Genomic DNA, 17295 nt, shown 5'->3' with positions numbered 1-17295 from the left:
AAGTTTTGGAAGTGATGTGTTGCATTATCAGCCTTGCGAGGCCCGAAAAGCCGGTCCATTGCCTATCGCCTCGATCATGCCCCTAATCTGCATCAGTCAACATCGTATTGCAGCTCTTGTAAATGAAATTACTGTAATATGAGTCATCTCCTTTCTCTTATCCCTGCAGTATCGTTACTGTGCCATCCAGTAATGTTTCTCTCCCGGGTTTGCGCATTTCGGTCCGAGGGTGTAGTATCCCTTGATTGTATGGGGATATATCAGTGTTCCGACATAGGATGAAACGCAATCTTTGCCGTCTGTTGGCGTGAGCGTAAGGGTTGAGCCAGCCCGAGACCAACTGCCGTGCCAGTCCGGCTTTGCCATATCGGGAGAGGCAAAGAGATCATACACATAATTTGTATAAAACTTGAGATAATTCGGCACGGGATCGCACGAGGTGGATGTCTCGTCACAGCCCCAAAATACCCTCCAAGGGAAAGAGAATAGGTCAACGTTGTTTGAAGTTTCCGGTTTCATAGAGACCTCATCGTAGGCTGACCCCCCAGTAACCTCAAGGTCGTGGATAACAACATCCTCAACCATGTAATCCAGGGTTGCAATGCCGTCTACCAAGGTAAAGAAGGGCGTGCCTCCTCCCGCGGTACCAACATTAATCAATGCCGTCGGAATGTCGTTGGCCAGATCTTCAATGGCCTTCTTAACGCTGGCTTTGGCTTGCGGCGTTCCCGCCTGACCATTGATCCAGGCATGAGTAATCGCCATAGCCGTGTTGCAACACAGATTCACTACAGGTTCAAGCGTCTCGCTCACATCGAATGTGGCGGCGAAGAGTTTTATCCCTTCGAACAGCATGGCGGCAAGATCAATATTCCAAAGGGCTTCGACAAGCTTTTGGTCTTTCTGGATAGCCATGGCCTCGCCATCAATGGGGATGTTCGTTACGGGATTCGATCGCCCAGAGAGCAACGAAACAACCATATTGGCAATGTCGGTAGCACCCGCAAGGAAATAGGGCAGTGGTCTCCATGTTGCCCCGAACGTCTCAATCGTCAGAGAATCTGAAGTGAAATACACGGTTTCCTTGTTTTCGTTGCTCGCATTGAACCAGGACTCCGATAACTTCAGATAATTGCCAAAGAGACGAATTAGGTTGTTATCGAGATAACGAGCCGGTGGCGGTAGGAAATATGGTCCGCTCCCCTCTGTCCCCTCTATCGCAGCCCACCTGTGGAACTCGTTCAAAACTTCAACCTCTTTTTCGGCGAGTCGCGTGAGTTTGACGCCGGTCTTGAGATCCGCGGGATTTGCGTAGGTCAGGAGTTGGTCGCCACTCGCAATGGTGTTGAGTCCCGCAGTGGCTGTCGATGAGGTGTTCTCAAAGTAATCCATCACAAATTGTCCGATGGCCTTACGCGTCGTCTCATCGGAAAGAGTGACGGTACCAAGTGCCGTATGATAAAGGTAGATCTTGTCCGACTTGATGACACCAACTAAAGTATTAGCGGGTACTTCAGCCGTTTCATCGTAAAGCTGACCCTGAAATTGAATTTTCGATTTTGGGACGACTACCGTGCCGTCGAAAAAAGCGGCATCACCATCTGCAACATACTCAGGCCCGGGCTTTATAACATAAGAAGTGGCCCAGATATAATAAACGTCTGTTCGACCCAAAAGTGCTATCCCCAGATATAGGTCATACCTCCCTGGCGGAAGGCTCGAAAGGGGAATGTCCCCCAAAACATTTTCATTCAAAGGCCCCGCCACGTTTGTGCGCCAAGGGACATAACCCTCGGCAAGCGGTCGCAGATGGTTATCTGATGACAGGAGGTAGATATTTCGTGAGTCGATCGGATTGGCACAGATTCCGAAGTAAATATCAACCGGTGCCGCAAATCGCTGGGCCTCAACTTTGACCGTAATTGTCTTACCACCCGGGACGGAGGTTTGAATGCATATCGGCTTGGAACTTGCAGCATCATAATTTGCGATGCATTTTTCGACAGGCGAGTAACCCCACATTTCCTGTTCTGTTGGAATTGGAATCGCTTGGCCCATCGGAACTTCCACAGTGGCGGTTAATGCAAAATAAGTTCTCGTGTTGTTAAGGTTCAAGGTCGCAACATACCATACCCCCTCGTGCAGCGGAGGGGTGGTCTCAGGCGTCAGCACAATCGTTTCATCCGCTGTCGGACCTGCCGACACGACATCGGCGTTAGCATTCAATTGCCCCACAGTGTTGCCTTGAGCGGGACTGCCGTATTTCAAATAGAGATCCAGATTGCCGCTTCCATTACTGATAGTGACAGTGAGTTTTGTGGCACCTGCAGGTACGTAGATGTCGATGTTGGCATAAGTCATTGAATCCAGATATGTATCGAAAGGAACACCGTTTTGGAGCGAGGCTTGAGCATTTTGGGGAAAAGGGAGAACTAATAAAAAACCGAATATAACAATAACCGGGAGTCCGCAAACATATCGCATATTGCCCTCCTCTTTATAGGAAGGGGACGCCTTAGTCTTGCTTGCCCCTTATTAAAGTGACCTCATCTACCAGTCTGTAAAGAATCCTTCGGCAGCTCGGCCATCTTCTCTAAGACCCGCACGCTTTCCGTCCCCTTCTCACGGAGGGTTTAGCTTTATCGGGAATCTCTCCCCTCAATTCCCTTATAGCACCTCTCTAGCCAAGTGTCAATTTTATATACATATCTGCTTGTAAATTGGGCCCCACGACGTCTGGTTCTCGATTATTCGATCACTGAAGCTATCGCAGCCATGCGTTTTCTTAATCTTTCGGTTAAGGTGAACAAGGATAAAGAGAGAACACCCTGAACAGAAGAAACAGAAATATGAAAAGCCGAGACTCTGAAAAGTGGAACTTGTAGCAGAAGAAGTCTTGGCAACTGGTTGCGAGACGAACTCTCAATCACCCGGCCCCCTTGGTGTCTGTCACCCGGGGCCAGCGGATGGGCTCAAAGAGGCTCATAAGTTCTACTCATGGTCTTCATTTTAACCTCTTATCCTTCAGAAACGTCTTTCTGAATTCAGTTAATTGGAATCTGTACGTTTTTTTGTCACCCCGTATGATTTTCGGTCAAAGAGGAGTCATCCTCTCGATAACAATTAATAGTAACATCTTGTTATTTAGGTTTTTTTTCGGGCATTGCGGAAATAATTAATCGTGGAATAACTCTTGCTACTATACCTCTAAGAAGGAGGAACAATATGTTTGAACCGACAATAATAAATGTGCTTTGCCTGGGTGTGCTATCTATTTTGTCTTGTGGGGCCTTTGTTCTTTTCCTGCTTCGCTCCTCAAACGAGAAGAATGCAAGTGAGGCATATTCGCAGAGAGATAGAGGGATAAACCCAATGACGAGACAACACTAGGCGTGTTTACGAACCGTGGTTAACAGAAGAAGGCATAAGCGCTTTATTAAGTACTGTGACACTGAGTTCGTGTCAAACGGGATGATTTATACTGGGACTTCGAGCAATTTTTCGCTACACGGAATGTTCATCAGAACTGACCATCCGCAGGCGCCGGATACTATTCTCGACATGGCACTTTATCTACCGTATGGCGCGATTTCAAAGGTTAGCGTTAAGGTCAAAAGAGCCTGTGCAAGCCCCGCCGGGACCGCGCTTAGGACAGGGAAGAAAGAAAAAATTGGGATGGGAGTCGAGCTCATTGAGAGGGATTCTAATTATGTTCATTTTATCAGGTATCTGCTTAACCGCGCTTCACTTGAGCAGAGTTTGTCGTCTTCAATAGGCATGAATGATGATTTCACTCCAGTCGAGGTGAAGGACATGAGTAAGAGGACGGGATAGAATTGTCGAACATGCGTTCCGGAAAGCATATTGAGAATAAACGGCAATCATCATATGTATAGGATACGCAGTCATAAAAGAATTGCATTGCCGGCAACCGCGACACTCAATATTGCTGGCGGGCGCGACGCCTATTCAATTCAGGCAATGGTTGCCGACATGTCTTTGGCGGGAATCGGTGTTTATTCTGACCAGCCACTGAGGGAGGGCAAAGATCTATCAATCGATGTTTATTTCATAGCGGTCGACGGATCGATGAAGAGTGCTTCTGTGGACGGCATCAGCACATATAGCAGAAAGATTAGGGATATTTATTATGTGGGGATTCAATTCAAGGAGGAAATAGATTCAACGAAACAACCGTTGCTCTATGAGCAGTTAACCTCTTCTCTCAGACATTTTCATAATCAGTGAGAAATTTATGAAGGACGACGAAGAAAAAACAGAACGCAGAAACTGCCGGAGATTTCCTTTTCGAGAGGAAATTTTGCTAGACGGCATACATTGCTGTACAAGTTATGATATAAGTGAAGCCGGTATTTATGTTTCGGGGGCGCGCTATTTTGACGAGGATGACGTTGTCGAGATTACCCTTCCGATAGGAGAAGAGAAGATAACAGTCAAAGGGCAGGTAAAGAATTGTCAGCCTGGCATTGGCGCAGGCCTTGTGTTTATTGACCTGCATAACGATCAGAGGGCAAGAATCAGGGGATTCATTGAGAGCATCGCAAAATCATACGAAAAACAAATGGGCGCTTAAATTGATTTGCGTTTCTAAAAATGTGAACGAGAAACTGTTTCATAGAATATGACAATAAAATACAAGCGACCAAGGAAGGAATATGTTTAAAGCAACACTGACAAGTCTGATTTCTTTAGGTGTGGCAACCGCCTTAATTTGTGCAAGCGTTGTACTTTTCCTGCTTCGCTCGGCAGAGAGAAGAAAGGACGACAGACTTTATAGAAGGTATGAGGTGAGTTGTGGTATACGGTTCACGGCAAACGGCATAACGTATGAGGGTATAAGCCAAGATATTTCGATGAACGGCTTGTCCATAAAAACAGAACATCAATTTGACCCTGACACAATACTCGACATTAATATCGAACTAGCTGGTAAGCAGACATCAAACCTGAAAGGGAAAGTCATTAGGACTATTAAGAATGGTCTAATAGGTGTAAAGATAGCAGCAAAGGATTCCGCCTACCTGAAGTTCTGTAAACACCTTGACGAAATGGGATCGTAATGGTCAGTAATTGCGTTTATAGATGATGTAAACGGAATTAATGAATCGCATTCCGGTCCTGCGCAAACAGTACACCGACAACTGCGTAGTTATCAGAACTTGAAATCGTTGAGGATTTACAAGAAAAGCAGACAGTAACGACGCGAGGAGTCAGGTGCAGCAAACACCAGTAGCGAGGCATGAGCGGACCCCTCTTTGGCGTTGCCGCGGGTTACCCTGCGTCCACTTGTCCGACTTGTGACGATACTACGCGCGTTTGACGAGACGTACGATGAAGAGGAGCACGACCGCGCCGATTGTCGCCACAATGATGCTGCCTAGAAGTCCGCCGCCGATTGAAGCACCAAAGGTGCTAAAAAGCCAACCGCCAAGGAAGGCACCGATCACACCGACGACGAGATCGCCGATAATACCGAAGCCACTGCCCTTGACCAGCATCCCCGCCAACCAACCGGCCACGAGACCCACGATGAGAAACCACAGAAAACTCATTTTACCCTCCCTCCTTCACGATAACCACGACTGACACTGCCCGGTAGCAGCAGGCGAATTTCGTGAGACCTCCTTCGTTATTCGCCGTGACCGTCGAAAGGATTATTACGACTCTGCTGCCAAGGCTTGCGAAATGCCTATATCTCCTACCGACCGATCAACCAAACTCTTCCTGAATCAAGTATATCAGATACCTAAGAAATCGCAATGAATGAGTTTGTCAATGGCGCGGTGAGTTGCCTAGAGGCTATCTAAGCCATTCGAGAGCATCTTCGAGACTGTCAAAGACTTTAACCCATATGCCCCATTTTGCTGCGACGGTTTCGCCGTACCTTTTCGGGTCAAGGACTGGCTCGTGAAGAACATATGCAAACTGTGGCTGGGGAATACCTCGTTCTCTTATGTACCTCTCAACCGTCTCGGCCGCGAATTTGCCGTAAAGAAAACGATCGAAGTCTTCTGGCTCGCCCTTGAGTTCCCGTCCATCGCAGAGGACTCTCTTTACAGTGTGAATAACAGGAAGCAGATTTATTTGTCGCTTCCACAGACTCTCTGGACTCTGCTATGACGCGAGGTATTTGCTGACTAAAGAGAGGCTCTCGGCAAAATTCTTTTCGCTTCACATGGTGCATTGGGTATGCTATTATGTTGCCAGGAGCGGCTTTCAAAGCGGAATTACATCCAGCCTATGAACGGAAACGGGGGGAAAATCATGATCCTAAAAAATATTGTATTTTGCAATGCAGTTATATTTATGATTGCATTGGTGAGTTATGGCGCTGTGGTCTACGCTTCATCTGGGGTCGAAGTCGGCGGCGACTTGTTACTGCAGAACGGTGGTGTCGCTTTTTCGGATGGTACAATTCAAACTGCAGCATCAATGCCGACTTGGAGCCAGAAGATTCTTGGTGCTGCTCGATGGCTGACGGTCCTCGACGACGCAGCAGTGCTTGACAGAGAAACAGGCTTGGTCTGGCAACGGCAGACAAGTGGCATAACCAAAGTGGAAGACGATGCCATCGCATCGTGCACAATACTATCAGTGGGAGGGCGTTTTGGATGGCGGCTCCCGTCAATAGAGGAACTTGCTACGCTTATAGATCCAAATGCCGGGAGTGCGCCTTACCTTCCTGCGGGGCATCTTTTTACCGATGATTCTGCTGTTTTAGGCGGTATCTACTGGTCATCTACAACTAGCACCAGTGATTCAACTCGCGCGTGGCTTGCATACTTCAGTGGAGGCTATGGCGTGGTCACCATCTAAAAGACAAATCAGTACTACTTTCGGTGCGTGAGGAGCGGACACTAGAACATTTGGAAATTCTTCTTCCCCGCGTGAGGGGTAGGCCTTGTAAGGGAGATACTTGGCAGGCGCTTACGCGTGGGTCAATCTCGTTTACGCCCCGAATTCTGCACCTCGGCAAATTATTCAGGGAGCAGTGCCCTCTATGGTGCGATTTCTGCCCCAAGGGCCAGTATTTCTTTGTCAGGAGGGAGCAGCCTCTATGGATCTGTGGTCGGAAATTCGGTTTCGTTATCCGGCGGTTCCAGTGTCCATTATGACGAGAGCCTGTGAAATATGAGTGTCGCCTGTTGGGCTCTGCAGTAACCTTGTCTCCAACAAAGAATCTACACCGCATCTGGTTCAGTCCGTAAAATCCAGAGGAAAAAGTCCTGTAGTCCTGATATCTAAACTTTGGTAGCTGGTGCGGGTTACGCTCGTAAATGGACGCAAATTGGTCACCAAGAATTGACAGGATACATTCTTTTGTATATATTGGTAATATACGCATATGAAAGATTGGACTGACATTTGGGCTTCGGTTGAAGGTTTCGAATGGGACGAGGGAAATATAAAGAAGAATTGGGAGAGACATAGAGTCTCCCATATCGAATGCGAAGAGATATTCTTTAACGATCCGATAATTGTTAGAAAAGATATGCCGCACTCAACAACTGAGGATCGATGCTTCGCGCTGGGGAAGACAGACACGGAGAGATTGCTTTTTGTCGTTTTCGCTTTGAGGCGTGCCAGGATAAGGATAATTTCGGCACGTGACATGAATCGGAAGGAGAGAAGAGTATATGAACAGACTCAAGAAGATACCCAAATTTAAGAGTGAAGCAGAAGAAGCCGAGTTTTGGGCTACTCACGATTCCACGGAGTACGTCGACTACTCGACCGCAAAACGAGTAGTATTTCCACACTTAAAACCATCAACCAAAACGATCTCGATTCGTCTGCCCGAATCGCTCATTGAGCATCTTAAGGTACTTGCTAATAAACGGGATGTTCCTTATCAATCGCTCTTAAAGATATTCCTGTCTGAAAGGGTTGAAGAGGAATTGCACGGCGCGGCGAAATAAGAAGCCATATTTGTGCTCCTTCCTGAACTCAATGCCTTTCGTCTCGAGTCTGGTTGTTTATAGTTCAACCGGAAATCTGCAGAACTATCAATAGCGTTGGATAAGAGCCGAATTGTGCGATTAGTGTATACTTTTAGATGCCTGAGTTCTGAAAAAGAGGAACTGAGACTCTAAAACCGCAACCATAAGGAGAAGAATGATGTCAGAGACTGAGAAGAAAGGTGCAAAGAAGAGACCCTCTAATCCGGCATTTATGAAGGCCATGAAACCCAGCGAGGCGCTGGCTAAGATAGTGGGGAATGAACCGCTTCCAAGGACAGAGATAACCAAGAAGCTATGGGAGTATATAAAGCAACATAATCTCCAGGACGCAAAGAATAAGAGAAATATCAATGCAGATGAGAATCTCTTGGCGGTATTCGACGGGAAGAACCAGGTCTCAATGTTCGAGATGACCAAATTAGTCAATAAGCATCTCAGCGAATAGTCATCTGATGTATCCAGTACAAAGCAGCCACGGAATGAATCAGCGCTGAAAGACACATCGTTTGGGAAATGTGCTTCTTTTTTTGTGCTTTGCCGGAAAGGCTGAGGAAAGAGTGAAGGAAATAGGGAATGTGTCCCTTACTGTCGATGAAAGCTGAAACGAATGTGCGAACACCGCCGCAAGCGATGCAGATTCGCAATCTGCTGATCGATCCGCCGCTTTTCCTTGCGCCGATGGCAGGTCTTACCCACAGCGCCCTCCGGCGGATCATGATCGGCTTTGGCGGGGTCGGCCTGTTGTCTACTGAAATGCTCTCGGCAAAAAGACTGCCCACGGAAAATCCCCGCATCTCCCCGTATCTGATCAGAACCGAAAGGGAAAGCCCGCTCTCTTATCAGCTCCTCACTGCCACCGACAAAGAGATAGGCCGGGCCATTGACGCGCTTCACGCATTGAAGGCTGACGCGGTTGATTTGAACATGGGCTGCCCATCACCTGCGGTCAGCAAATTCGGCGCAGGTAGCATGCTGATGGAACAGCCGGAGGATGCCCGCCGCATCGTGGCCGAGGCCAGAAAGCGCACTATCCTGCCCTTGAGCGCGAAGATCCGCCTCGGCAACGACTCTGACAGTGGTAAAGTGAAGACGTTCTGCTCCATGCTCGAAGGTGAGGGAATTGATATGCTTTCAGTGCACGCCAGGTTCACATATGAATCCTTTGCAAGAAAACCGCGCTGGGCACATATAGCCGAAATAAAGGAATGCATTAAAATACCTGTTATCGCCAATGGCGGAGTCTTCTCAATAGAGGACGCGGAACAATGCCTGAAAGTATCAGGTGCCGATGGGTTGATGCTCGGGCGGGGCGCGGTGATAAAACCCTGGCTCTTCGCTGAAGTTGCGAGGACTGTATTCCACGGTGATATCACGGAGCCGGCGGTTTCGCTGCCGGATGTGTACGCCGCCTTTCTCGAAGCTCTGGACGCGTATTATCGCCCCATATACTGCCTGGGGAGACTGAAGGAATTTACCCACTACTTTGCCCGGAATTATAAATTCGGACACTCTCTGGCGTCCAAGGTTCAGTCAAGCAGTAGTATGGGTGAAGCAAGGGAAAGGGCCTGGACGTTCTTTGCGAACAACAGCAAGGAGCGCATGGCCGCGACAAGGACCGGAGTCGGCGATAATGAAAACATTGGGTAACCGCGATAAGCGCAGGTAAAAGACTTCGGTTTTGGACTTTGGTCTTAATGCGCACCGTTGATCTGCTTCATTATGCGTGTTATTCTCACATATCTTCACAGTTGCATCTTCTTGAACTGTGTTGTATGGTCGGTGTAGTTGATACCGACATCAGACAACCGTCTTGACGGCTCTTTCCATGAAGGTCCTCCGGGATTTCACTGTGAAATGGAGTTTCATAGGCTATGCGATCATTAGCCGATTGACACTGAGAACTCTTTCCTGCTATAAGTTTTGTAGCTGATCGCAAAGCTGTCAGCGTGCTCCTTCCAGGAGTCAGATGCTTGTAGAATGCCTCATGCTGCAGAGAGACTCTATCATGGAACGGATGAAGGAGCGATAAGGAGACGGAGGAGGTGCTCCATGAATAGATGTGATTACTTTAGATCAAACGGTATCTCAAAATTGTTTCTCGCATTAACCGTACTGACAATGCTCTTGTCTCCCTCCTTTGCAAAGGCCGATCAATGCGCGAGTGTGAACATCGATTCCGCCACGCTAAATATCCCTTGTTTAAGTTTCGGAGATTCACGTTATTGGCTTGATCTCGCATTGCCCGGCAATGTTTATGTCGTCGCTGTTGATGGACTCAGTTTTGCGAACACGCTATCTTCGGGCAGCGCGCAAGCTGACGATCTGTACCTATTTTCTGCGTTGACATCTTCCCCGATGGATTTGGGTCAGGGCGATGGCATAACGATTCTTCCCTATCAATGGTCGGGAGATGCGAACAAGACATCTGAAACCGTGGCGGATCTCCGCGTGATGTTGAGACAATCTTACGAAAGGGCACTGAGTGAGAATGGGAGATTTGTCGTCATTTCCCATAGTTGGGGTACGGTTCTCACGTATTTGGCTTTGGCGCTTGAATCAAAGGGGCCGTCGCCGATAGTTGCTGATCTTGACATTACCCTCAGCTCGCCGATTGGTACGGTAAATGTTCCGGTATTGCCGACGACAATGCCTTTTTACCCTTTGAATTCGAATAATGTATACGCTTACATAACAACCTTTACCAATTTCTGGTTGTCCACGGAATTGACCGCGGGAGGTTGTGATGGCTGCATGCCCGATGCCAGGGGGGCCGTGAATTATTGGGCATTGGGCGATTTCATCTCAGGTCCTCTGAACTCTTATCTTCCCGTAGCCGAGAACATAAACATCCAGAATACCCCGCTCACAGTTCGCTCGGACGCAGAAGTTGCGAGCACGCCGTATTGGCATGAATATACATCGCTAAACTGCGGAGAGTATTGCAAACCCGATGATAACATTCCGTTGAAGGATCAGATCAAAGACTCAATACTCAAGATGAAGAACGGATTCATCTTAAAGACGTATGGAATCTCACAGGCGGTGGATGACGGAATGTGTGCCGCCTATGACGCACAGACATCTGCCATTAATGTCCCGTGTGTGAGTTTCAACAATGCAAAGTATTGGGTGAGACTCGGTCTAATCTTTTCGAGTCCCATTACCTTTGATCTTGTGGATTTCGGTGAGGCGGGTTCCGAACCCATGCAAGGGGAATCGAGTCGTGACAAAGCCGGAGTGATGGCGATAAGAGATAGCCAACGATAAAGACGATACACGTTGCTAGAGGAATAGCTGATAGAGGGAAGCGTCTAAACAGACATACTCACATGCACTAGACAGCAGTTCTCTTGACAGCTGTTGTAAACGCCTTTTCTAACTTGGTGTCAACTCATTCGGTCACGATTATCGCTATTAATAATTGTTCGATGAGACCGATCAAGAAATCAGGGTTTCTTCCTCCTGTAGTCAACGCTCATGCGGTTCTGTTACAAATGCTAGGTTTCTTCCGGAAAGAAATACCTATTGAGGCTTTCTCCCGATGCCACCGATGAGCCCTATTATGCGGTATCTCCAAAATCTCTGTCGGTTCATATTCTTATATCTTTCGTAAATTCGATTTTTATGCCGATAGACTATAGAACACCGAACAGAGCAAAGTGAAATCTCGGATTTCATTCTGCTCTTGGACCACTTACTGCAAAGCCTCCCCATCGCTTCTTGTAGAGGCCGCCGAATCTCGTCTCTTCATAGAGATCAAGTAATCGACACCTCTTCATATCGAGTCCGAAGTCAGAGATAAATACTGGTCTCCTGGTCTTGACCAGTGCACAGACGTCATATTCGAGGTAGCTGTTCTGAGTTATTTTGTTATACATATTTATCGTGTCCTCGCTTGCATTTGCATAGAACCAGAAGTAATGTATATCCCTTCTAAACAGATTAAATTTAACATCGCCGTCATAGATTAAATCAGTCTCCTGGGAATTCTTAATGACGTAATCGATTACTTCCAATTGCCTCTGGTTTGAAGGTAGTATCGTCATGAAAAGAATAGACATCGGTACAGACAGGAAGAGAGCGATGATTGCCAATTTATGGGGTTCTCGCAATCTCATTCTCTCAAAGGCCCATTTTATGGTATACCCAGAACAGACACAGAGAGGAGGAATAGGAAAGAGACAATATTGCTTAGCGGCATTCTTAGCGAAACCGAAAACAACAAGAAGCACTGCACCGATAAAGCCGACAGTCTTCAGCCCTCCGTTGACTTCCCTTTTTCCTAAGAGAAAAATCACCGAAAATAGTGAAAGCAACCAAAGAAGAGTATTTTGAAGGAAAGAGACTTTGAAAGTGAGAAGCGCCGGGATTCTTGTTGCCCGATGGATGTTGAAAAGCCAATTCATCAAGAAATAATCCCTGAATGCCCCGGACAGGATCAGATATACGAAAAAAAAGAAGAGCGGCAAAGAGAACGAAAGAATGAAATACATGACAGACCTGACGGACATGGTTCCCCTTATCAATCTAAAGAGGAATATCATGCAATAGGCTATCAACAAAAAAACGCTCTTCTGTAAGAACAAGAACGAGACTGAAGCGGCAAGCCCTGCAAAAAAAATGTATCTGGTCTCCTCCCTATCGAGAAAAAGCAAGAGAAAATAGACCGAGATCAATCCGAAAAGCACCTGAGGCACATCGGGCCTGATCTCTATGCCCGCGTCCACGAACATTACGGTCGAGAGCAGGAAGAGGACTGATAGAAGACTCGCTTCCGGCGATCTAGTTATATGCCTGGCAATGGCATAGGTCAGAAAGGCTGTTCCGGCCGTCGCAAGAAACATCGCGATCCTGAGCCAGAGAAGTGCGTCCGCTGAATATCCGATCGTGCCAAGCACGGGTGTGATGGCGAACCATAGCAGAGGGTGATGATGCTCGAAGAACTCCGTATAGGGGACAAAGCTGTTCATGATATACCATGCCGCATGAACGTGTTCCAGCTCATCTCGGAGGAAAAACCTGCCGAGGGAAATGAAGAGAATGCGTAGGGAAAGAATCGCTATGACAGAGCCGATAAGTTTCAAATAAGTCTTTTTAAGAAAAGTTCCGATCTCTTCTCTATGAAAGTAACTCGCGACGAAAAAGAGCGACAGAAAAATCAGCGCCATTCCGATAGAGATATTAAGCATTTCAAATGTCGCCGGGCTACAACTGACACATTTTCCTGCCGAGGAAAGCTTACCTGCCAAAACTTCGAGTTGACCATTAAAGACGCGGAGGACCATTATGAGACCACCAAACAGAATACCGGAAATGGAACCGCTCCAGACAAGTAACGGGATTCCTCCGCGCATTGAGGATTGTTTATTCCTCACAGAAGCACTCTTTTTTCTTCATTACCTTTTATGAGGAGACATATTCTTCAATAATATCTCTACCGAATCTCATCATTTCATGAAAATGCGCGTAAAGAAACCTGCCATTTCTTCCTGAGATTTTTATATTACTGAAAGTTTCGAAATGTTTAATAATTGTCCGGCTCTTTCTTTCAGAGGCGACCTCTAGGAGGGGATAGGCGAACCGTATCTTTATGACTCTAGAGTCTAAGATATCATCTCTCCTCACCCATCCGAGTTTCACAAAAGAGGAAGAAACACATTCAATTAAGTCATCATCTTCCATGGTCCATAGTTCATCTGTTGCAAAGCAAGGAATTTCAGCGCAGAGTGATGTTTTTCCGGCTGGAGACATGTATGTGCTCCTGTTCTTCGGTTCATATACCCTGGTAAAGGGGAATGTCGGGTCAGGAAAATATATAGATCCATCGCCCGTGATCGAGTCCTTATTCAGAAAGACGGTGACCACAATCAGATTGCGAAACCGGAGATCATTTGCAAGAAACAGAATCTCTTGCGGTAGTGAAGGGACCATAAGTTTTACAAGGTGAGGCAACGGTAACGTACTCACCACATCAAGAACCTCTCTTCGTTCGTCGCCGTTAATTTCTATGGCGACCACCCTCTTCTGATCATGGTAAATGTTTGTTACCTTGGCATTCCTGCGAACGTTCTCTTCGATGCAGAACCCAGCAAGTTTCTCGACAATCGTTCCAAAGCCCTTTTCAGGGTAATAAAATGACCCATCCAGATGTTCTGTCTTCACCCTGTTTCCCCAAAGAGCTTCCTTCAGGAATGTCTTTGCATTCAACCCGGTCATTCTCTTCCCCGAGATGTGAGGCGAAAGCTTAGCGCAGGGTTCCCCCCATAACTTCTCCGAATAGTTAAGCAAGAAATTTTCAGCTATCGTCTTACCGTAGGTGCGCAGAGCGAATTGTTCAAAATTCTCTACTTCCCTCCTGCTCTTCATCCTTGCGATTACCAGTTCTCGGCACGCCCTCATAAAAGTGCGTAATCCCAACTTCTTGAACAGATCGAGTGGTGAAAGCGGAAAATCTATGAACTTGTGGTTGTAATAGATTTTGCTGGGAACATCAATTCTTTTTAAGTCTTGGCCCATCAGATTTCTTAGTTCTCTCGTTATTTCCCAATCCTTATCGTGAAAGCGATGCGCTCCGGAGTCAAATAGAAAATCACCGTGCCGCACGGTAATTGCGTTACCACCAATCCGATTACTCGCTTCATATATGGTGAAGGGTAGTCCCTGTTTTCTTGCATAGTAAGCGGCGGCAAGACCTGCAGGCCCTGCGCCTAAAATGGTTATATGTCTATCTTTCATTTTCATACATTCATTCGATTAAATATAACTTGCTAAACAGCGCACCGAAAACGACAAGAAGTGATGAATAGGTCATAAGCGTGACATCTCTCAGCGTAGCTTGTTTTTTCAATGAACAACGGGCATAGATCGTCAGGGGGAAAAAGACCATCAAGTACCTGCCCATGCTCATAATGGTTCCTGTCTGAAAGGGGAGCCAGCACTGCCAGTAGGCCCCATAACGAGTAAATCCGGGTAAGTTTTCGAGAAGGCAAAGAGAATACTCGCACCGAGAAGATCTACGGTCGGCACTTCTTTTGTTCAACCTCGATTCAGTGAAGCTCTCTTTCTCAAATATTCTCAAGAAAATTGATGAAATATCATAAAGGATCTTATCTAAAAATACAAAAACAACTATTAATCCGTAAGCGTTTGTCGTTTCAACGATGTACTACTATAATCCCATAAGTCACATTTTCGTCGACCACATGAAGTCTCTAGATGGGGATAATACAGAACCGTGTGAGGTATAATCGGAAATCTTGCTCCAGCGAAAATATTCGTTGTATCGAGTTGTCGGTGTACTTACCGCGCAATCTCAACGCTCAGGACAAGGCCTCTATATGAAAGTGTGAGTCTACTGCAACTCACGTGGACAAATGCTGTTCAGTGGGGCTTCTGTGTAGAAATCTGCCTAATCACCAACGCTGATTTTGGCATCATAAGGTGCAGGACGGCCTTCCTCCCTCTCCAGCCAATCTTTTAGACTCAAAAGAAATATGGCCCACTTGGTGCTACAATGCCGCATAAATTCATCGGGCTTCTTCCAGTTGGCATGCGTGAATAAGACGAAAGTCTGATCTTTCTTTGCTTTCAATTCAAAGGTTAAGTCCGTACCCACCCACTCTTTTGGTCCCTTCAGGCATTTCCATTTCACTACTCTGTTGGCCTTTGACTCCACAACTCTCATATTGGCGAACCCGAAATCAATAATTCCACCTCGTTTCGGATTTCCTTTTGTACCCACAATCCACCAGTGAGAAAGCCCATCAGTAGTGGACAGGGCTTTAAAAATCTTTTGGGATGTTGCTTTAATTCCAACTCTGTGAAGAATATCCGGCATAATTTGAGCCTCCTTATTAAATTATCTTCCGAGGGATATTCTCTCTCCTATCTAAAAGATAGCACCGAAAGTGCCGGTGTCAAGGAAAGGGGGCAAACAGGGAACGGCAGATGAGCTCATGAAGGGAGATCCTGTGGGACCGGCGACTGCAGGAGAGATCGTGTATTTCACCCGTGAGACCCTCCGTAATCTCGATGACCCGAAGATTACTGATAAACCGTGGAGGCGACCTTCACGGTCAAGTCCCCGAGCATGTTGCAGTAGCTCCCGAGTTCGTTGTCGTACCAGCCGTGCGTTATCGCTTGAGTGATGGGGATATTCAGGGTGGCCCCTGCGCCTTCGCGGACTTCTCCGCAGAGTCTGGCCACATCGAGGGTAACGACAGCGGTTCGCGTATGCGTCTCGTTCCCTTCAATGATCGCGGCGGGGCCGAAATATCCGATTATGTCGGTCGAGACATTCTGTTCATCGGTGTATTTCAGATACCCCCTCTTTTCTTTTACTGCCGCATCGCGATAGATGCCGTTGATGAGGGCCCTGTTGATGAGCGGGTTGTCCTCTTCGTCGTGAAAGGCGATCACGAGGATTATGAGAGAGCCTGTGGTAGTCGGTATCCTCACCGATTCGGCGATGAACCCGATGGTGCCCATTTCGGGGATCACCTGCTCAAGGGTCTTCGCGGCGCCGGTCCTCGTGAGGATTATGTTGTTCAGGACGCTTCTCGTCTTGCGCAAATCCGTTGCCCCGGCCTTCGGCAGTTTGTCGAGCACCTCCTGCGACCCCGTGGCGGCATGGATCGTCGCCATCGACAGGCTTAGAATCTTCTTCGGGCCGAAGTAGTCGAGGAGGGGTTTGACCATATAGGCAAGGCACGTCGTGGTGCACGACGCGGCGGACAGGACATGATGTTTCGTGTGGTCGTAGACTTCGTCGTTAATGCCCATGATGAGGGTCTTCGTATCTTCAGGCAGATGACGCCCCTTTTCCTTAATCTTGAAGGGCGCCGAAACGATGACCTTCTCTGCTCCCGCCTCGATATGACCGCGCACGGAGCCGTCTTTCGCGTCCGGCGGCGGGACCGGGTCTACGTATTTCCCGGTGGCATCCACGACCACTCTCGCCCCGTGGTATTTCCAGGCGATGTCCTTGGGGTTGCGGCTTTCCCTCAGAATGGTAACCGGGATGCCGTCTATGCGCATCGTCCCCTTCTCTTCGTCCAGATCCCCTATGAGTCTCTGCGACCTGTACCCGTAAAGATAGTTGTGTAAGGCTCCGTAGGTGGAATCCTTTTCGATGTAAAGGGCGATGTCTTCGAGGCTGGTCCCGGCCTTCCTGCCCACGTTCACGACGATGCCGGAAAAGAATTTTCTGCCTATATGATGCCAGAGGGACAGCTTCCCGATTCTGCCCAAGCCGTTTATGCCGAGTACCGGTTTTTTTTCCGAGATCATCTTCGCACCTCTTTCGGTCATCGCA

General features: G+C 47.5%; 15 protein-coding genes and 1 riboswitch. Of the genes, 9 read left to right on the top strand and 6 right to left on the bottom strand.

Going from position 1 to position 17295, the window contains the following annotated elements:
- Nucleotides 1-174 precede the first annotated feature (174 nt).
- Nucleotides 175-2484: a PPC domain-containing protein gene (locus VEI96_04330; GenBank protein HXX57204.1), complete on the bottom strand. Its 2310-nt coding sequence runs from the start codon at nt 2482-2484 to the stop codon at nt 175-177.
- A gap of 87 nt (nt 2485-2571) precedes the next feature.
- Nucleotides 2572-2648, bottom strand: a riboswitch (cyclic di-GMP riboswitch).
- A gap of 757 nt (nt 2649-3405) precedes the next feature.
- Here VEI96_04330 and VEI96_04325 point away from each other — a divergent pair.
- From VEI96_04325 to VEI96_04310, 4 genes are all read left to right on the top strand, one after another.
- Nucleotides 3406-3834: a PilZ domain-containing protein gene (locus VEI96_04325; GenBank protein ID HXX57203.1), complete on the top strand. Its 429-nt coding sequence runs from the start codon at nt 3406-3408 to the stop codon at nt 3832-3834.
- A 54-nt stretch (nt 3835-3888) separates the two neighbouring features.
- Entirely contained in the window at nt 3889-4248 is a 360-nt protein-coding gene (locus tag VEI96_04320) for a PilZ domain-containing protein (protein ID HXX57202.1), read from the top strand.
- Between the two features lie 7 nt (nt 4249-4255).
- Complete coding sequence (locus VEI96_04315) at nt 4256-4594, top strand: PilZ domain-containing protein (GenBank protein ID HXX57201.1); 339 nt, start codon at nt 4256-4258, stop codon at nt 4592-4594.
- A gap of 82 nt (nt 4595-4676) precedes the next feature.
- Nucleotides 4677-5081: a PilZ domain-containing protein gene (locus VEI96_04310; GenBank protein HXX57200.1), complete on the top strand. Its 405-nt coding sequence runs from the start codon at nt 4677-4679 to the stop codon at nt 5079-5081.
- Nucleotides 5082-5327: 246 nt separating this feature from the next.
- Here the strand turns inward: VEI96_04310 and VEI96_04305 are convergent, their stop codons facing one another.
- A complete protein-coding gene (locus VEI96_04305) occupies nt 5328-5573 on the bottom strand; it encodes a GlsB/YeaQ/YmgE family stress response membrane protein (GenBank protein HXX57199.1) in 246 nt (81 codons plus the stop codon).
- Nucleotides 5574-6285: 712 nt separating this feature from the next.
- On the opposite strand from VEI96_04305, the gene VEI96_04300 reads away from it, so the two are divergent.
- The 5 genes from VEI96_04300 to VEI96_04280 all read left to right on the top strand — a co-directional run bounded on the left by VEI96_04300 (nt 6286) and on the right by VEI96_04280 (nt 11249).
- Nucleotides 6286-6837, top strand: a complete 552-nt coding sequence (locus tag VEI96_04300) for a DUF1566 domain-containing protein (GenBank protein ID HXX57198.1) — start codon at nt 6286-6288, stop codon at nt 6835-6837.
- A gap of 821 nt (nt 6838-7658) precedes the next feature.
- Complete coding sequence (locus tag VEI96_04295) at nt 7659-7940, top strand: BrnA antitoxin family protein (GenBank protein HXX57197.1); 282 nt, start codon at nt 7659-7661, stop codon at nt 7938-7940.
- A 199-nt stretch (nt 7941-8139) separates the two neighbouring features.
- Nucleotides 8140-8427: an SWIB/MDM2 domain-containing protein gene (locus tag VEI96_04290; protein HXX57196.1), complete on the top strand. Its 288-nt coding sequence runs from the start codon at nt 8140-8142 to the stop codon at nt 8425-8427.
- A 128-nt stretch (nt 8428-8555) separates the two neighbouring features.
- On the top strand, nt 8556-9629 hold the full coding sequence (locus tag VEI96_04285) for a tRNA-dihydrouridine synthase family protein (protein HXX57195.1): 1074 nt from the start codon (nt 8556-8558) through the stop codon (nt 9627-9629).
- 402 nt (nt 9630-10031) lie between these two features.
- Nucleotides 10032-11249, top strand: coding sequence for a hypothetical protein (locus VEI96_04280; GenBank protein HXX57194.1), 1218 nt, complete (start codon nt 10032-10034; stop codon nt 11247-11249).
- A 407-nt stretch (nt 11250-11656) separates the two neighbouring features.
- Here the strand turns inward: VEI96_04280 and VEI96_04275 are convergent, their stop codons facing one another.
- The 4 genes from VEI96_04275 to VEI96_04260 form a co-directional block, all read right to left on the bottom strand.
- Complete coding sequence (locus VEI96_04275; protein HXX57193.1) at nt 11657-13171, bottom strand: glycosyltransferase family 39 protein; 1515 nt, start codon at nt 13169-13171, stop codon at nt 11657-11659.
- 214 nt (nt 13172-13385) lie between these two features.
- Entirely contained in the window at nt 13386-14723 is a 1338-nt protein-coding gene (locus tag VEI96_04270; protein HXX57192.1) for an FAD-dependent oxidoreductase, read from the bottom strand.
- A 667-nt stretch (nt 14724-15390) separates the two neighbouring features.
- Nucleotides 15391-15819: an SRPBCC domain-containing protein gene (locus VEI96_04265; protein HXX57191.1), complete on the bottom strand. Its 429-nt coding sequence runs from the start codon at nt 15817-15819 to the stop codon at nt 15391-15393.
- A gap of 206 nt (nt 15820-16025) precedes the next feature.
- A complete protein-coding gene (locus VEI96_04260) occupies nt 16026-17291 on the bottom strand; it encodes a glyceraldehyde 3-phosphate dehydrogenase NAD-binding domain-containing protein (protein HXX57190.1) in 1266 nt (421 codons plus the stop codon).
- Nucleotides 17292-17295 lie beyond the last annotated feature (4 nt).

Source organism: Thermodesulfovibrionales bacterium (assembly GCA_035622735.1).
Lineage (GTDB): Bacteria > Nitrospirota > Thermodesulfovibrionia > Thermodesulfovibrionales > UBA9159 > DASPUT01.
Note: the sequence above shows the minus strand (reverse complement) of the source record. Positions and strands in the feature narration are given on the sequence as shown.